At 71.8% G+C, this 2,978-nt stretch carries 3 protein-coding genes; 1 reads left to right on the top strand and 2 read right to left on the bottom strand.

The window, feature by feature from the left end:
* Together AB0M52_RS32835 and AB0M52_RS32840 are read right to left on the bottom strand one after the other, a co-directional pair.
* Positions 1-226, bottom strand: a 226-nt coding sequence (locus tag AB0M52_RS32835) for a hypothetical protein (RefSeq protein ID WP_363961710.1), incomplete at its 3' end; no start/stop codon positions are given.
* A gap of 76 nt (positions 227-302) precedes the next feature.
* Positions 303-2,297 carry a cation-translocating P-type ATPase gene (locus tag AB0M52_RS32840; RefSeq protein WP_363961712.1) on the bottom strand — a complete coding sequence of 665 codons (1,995 nt, stop codon included), beginning with the start codon at positions 2,295-2,297 and terminating at the stop codon, positions 303-305.
* A gap of 168 nt (positions 2,298-2,465) precedes the next feature.
* Between AB0M52_RS32840 and AB0M52_RS32845 the strand changes: the two genes are divergently transcribed.
* Positions 2,466-2,978: aminotransferase class III-fold pyridoxal phosphate-dependent enzyme (locus AB0M52_RS32845; RefSeq protein ID WP_363961714.1), on the top strand; the 513-nt coding region annotated here is incomplete at its 3' end.

The raw sequence follows: 2,978 nt of genomic DNA on the forward strand, positions 1-2,978 counted from the left end.
GCCAAGCGCCGTCGGCCGTGAACGTACCGATGCTCGTAAGTATCAGTAGCAGACCGACAGCGCCAGACAGTCGACTCGTGCGACGCACGCCGCGCAGCAGGAACCGCGCGAACCGGGTATCGGGGGTGATAACCAACTCGAACGCGTTCTGGGGGCCCGCACTGCTGAGTTCTCCGTTGCCCACCTGCACCCTGTTCCCGTCGTAGATGTCGGCTTGCCGCAGCATGCCAGGTCCATGCGACCGACGTTGTCGTGAGCGACGGCGATGCGGGCTTGGCGATGAGCCCGCCGGTGGCGGCCGGTCAGGCGCGGGCTGCGGCGACGAGACGTCCGGTGCCGGCTCCGGCACCGACGTCCTGCCGTTGTCGGCGGAGGCGGGCCGCTCGGACGCCGTTGAGGATGACCGCGACCTCCGCGACCTCGTGCACCAGCACGACGCCGGCCAGCCCGAGTACGCCGAACAGCGCCAGCGGGAACAGCACGACGATGATGGCGAGGGCGAGGGCGATGTTGCCGGTCATGATGCGCCGGCCCCGCCGCGCGTGCGCGAAGGCCTCGGGGATGAGCCGCAGGTCGGTGCCGGTGAAGGCGACGGCGGCCGATTCGACAGCAGCTGCCGAACCGGTGGCGCCCATGGCGATGCCGACGGTGGCGGCGGCGAGTGCGGGCGCGTCGTTGATGCCGTCGCCGATCATCGCTGTCGGGGCGGCGGCCGTCGATTCATGAACGGCTGCGGCCTTCTCCTGCGGCAGCTGCTCGGCGCGTACGTCGGTGATGCCGACCTGGTCGGCCAGCGCCCGTGCGGTGCGGGCGTTGTCGCCGGTGAGCATCATGACGCGTACGCCCTGCTGCCGCAGCGCCCGCACCGCTTCGGCGGCCTCCGGCCGTAGCTCGTCGCGGATGCCGATCGCACCGGCCGCAGCCCCGTCGATCTCGACGAGGATGATGCTCATGCCCTGTTGTGCCATGCGGTCGACGGTCGCGGTGAGCGGGCCGGAGGGGATCCACCGTGGGCTGCCGGCCCGCACGGGCCGGCCTTCGAAGCGTCCGGCGACGCCCCGACCCGCCTGCTCCTCGACCTCCGTAACCTCCGCGGGCGCGTCCACGGCCGCGGTGATCGCCGAGGCGAGCGGGTGGGTGCTGGTGGCTTCCAGCCCCGCCGCGACGGCCAGGACAGTCGCCCGGCTGACGTCGGCCGCGGTCTCCACCGCGACCACTTCCGGGCGGTTGCGGGTCAGCGTCCCGGTCTTGTCGATGGCGACCCGACCGATCGTGCCGAGGTGTTCGAAGGCCGCGCCCGACTTGATGACGATGCCGAGCTTGCTCGCCGAACCGATCGCCGAGATGACGGTGACCGGTACCGCGATCGCCAGTGCACACGGGGAGGCCGCGACCAGCACGACAAGGGCCCGCTCCAGCCACAGGCCCGGATCACCGAACACTGCGCCGAGCAGCGCCACCGACGCCGCGGCGACCAGCACGACGGGTACCAGGGGCCGGGCGATCCGGTCCGCCAGCCGAGCGCGCTCGCCCTTCTTGGCATGTGCCTCCTCGACCAGTCGCACGATCGTGGTCAGGGAGTTGTCTCGACCGTCCGCGGTCGCCTCGATGTGCAGGCTGCCGGACCCGTTCACCGATCCGGCCAGCACGGCTTCGCCCGGGCCGACCTCCACCGGGATGGACTCGCCGGTGACCGCCGAGGTGTCGACGCTGGACCGGCCGCGGACCACGACGCCGTCGGTGGCGATCCGTTCGCCGGCACCCACGACCAGGATGTCGAAGGTACGCACCTCGACGGCGGGGACGGTCACGTCACCGGTCAGCCGTGACAGCCGTGCGGTCTCGGGGATCAACGACAGCAGCGCCCGCAGCCCGTGGCGGGCCCGGTCCATCGCCCGTTCCTCCAGGGCCTCGGCGATCGAGAACAGGAACGCCAGGGCCGCTGCCTCCCCGATGTGGCCCAGCGCGACCGCGCCCACCGCGGCGATCGTCATCAGCAGGACGACGCCGACCTTCCCGCGGAGCAGCCTCCGCACCGCGCCCGGGACGAACGTCCACGCCCCGGCGAGCAGGCCGCCGGCGAGGAGCATCGTCGCTGCCGCGTCCGGGCCCCCGACCCACCCCGTCAGGTACCCGGCGAGAAGCGCCACACCGGACACGGCGGGTAGCAGCAGGATGCGGTCTCGCCACCACACCGGCATGGCCTCATGGTCGTGGCGCTCACCCGGGGCGCAGCAGTGGTCGAACTCCGCCGGCACGCCGGGCGCCTCGTCGGGACCGCAGCACTCCCGGCTCATCGGGCCCGGTCTGCACTGGTCAGCATTCGCCTGACCATACATCAGACGCTGAACTATTCGTGAGATGCTGCGCAAACCCGCGAGAGCTGAAGGCGCAGCCGCTTATTGGGGCGGGAATCAGTCGCGCAGCCACTGGTTGGACGCTCATCTCGTTGGTACTGTCGCCCGATGCCGACGGATTTCGAAGCTGACAGCGTCGACCGCTCCCGCCTTGCGGGGCTGCTGGAGCGGGAGCGGGCCGCCTTCGTCGACCGGCACCCCCGGTCGGCCGCCGCGTACGCCGGCGCCGGGCACCTGTTCGGCAAGGTGCCGATGACCTGGATGAACAAGAACGCGGCCGGCTTTCCGGTGTACGTGGACCGGGCCCGTGGGGCCCGGCTCACCGACATCGACGGAAACGACTACCTCGACTTCTGCCTGGGCGACACCGGGGCGATGGCCGGACACTCCCCGGCTCCGGTGGTCGCCGCGGTCACCCGGCGGCTGGCCGACCTCGGCGGAGCGGCCACGATGCTGCCCACCGAGGAGGCGGCGACGGTCGGGGCCGAGCTGAGCCGCCGCTTCGGGCTACCCGCCTGGAGTTTCACGCTGACCGCCACCGACGCCAACCGGTGGGCGATCCGGCTGCTGCGCGCCGTCACCGGCCGTCCGCGCATCCTGGTCAACAGCTACTGCTACCAC

This window comes from Micromonospora sp. NPDC051296 (assembly GCF_040682255.1).
GTDB classification, from domain to species: Bacteria; Actinomycetota; Actinomycetes; order Mycobacteriales; family Micromonosporaceae; genus Micromonospora; species Micromonospora craterilacus.